General features: G+C 64.3%; 1 protein-coding gene. It reads left to right on the top strand.

The window, feature by feature from the left end; genetic code table 11:
• Window positions 1–378, top strand: a 378-nt coding sequence (locus BK660_RS30850) for a DbpA RNA binding domain-containing protein (protein ID WP_185045288.1), incomplete at both ends; no start/stop codon positions are given.

Raw genomic sequence — 378 nt, 5'->3', positions numbered from 1 at the left:
AGCGCTGAACCTGGCCGCGATCGAGAAGGAACGCCCACTGGTGCCGAACAACGCACCGCGTGGCGACCGTCCTGAGCGCACCGGTGATCGTCCTGATCGTGGTGACCGCGAGCGTCGCGCGCCAATGCCTCTGGGCGAAGGCCGTGCTCGTTGCCGTACCGCGCTGGGTGCGCGTGACGGTATCGCTGCGAAGAACCTGCTGGGCGCCATCCTCAACGAAGGCGGTCTGGCCCGTGAAGCGATCGGTCGCATCCAGGTGCGTGACAGCTTCAGCCTCGTCGAGCTGCCGGAAGATGGTCTGGACAAACTCCTGACCAAGCTGAAGGACACTCGCGTTGCCGGTAAGCAGTTGAAGCTGCGTCGCTATCGCGAAGATTG

The sequence above is a fragment of the Pseudomonas brassicacearum genome, assembly GCF_003732265.1.
Lineage (GTDB): Bacteria > Pseudomonadota > Gammaproteobacteria > Pseudomonadales > Pseudomonadaceae > Aquipseudomonas > Aquipseudomonas brassicacearum_D.
Note: the sequence above shows the minus strand (reverse complement) of the source record. Positions and strands in the feature narration are given on the sequence as shown.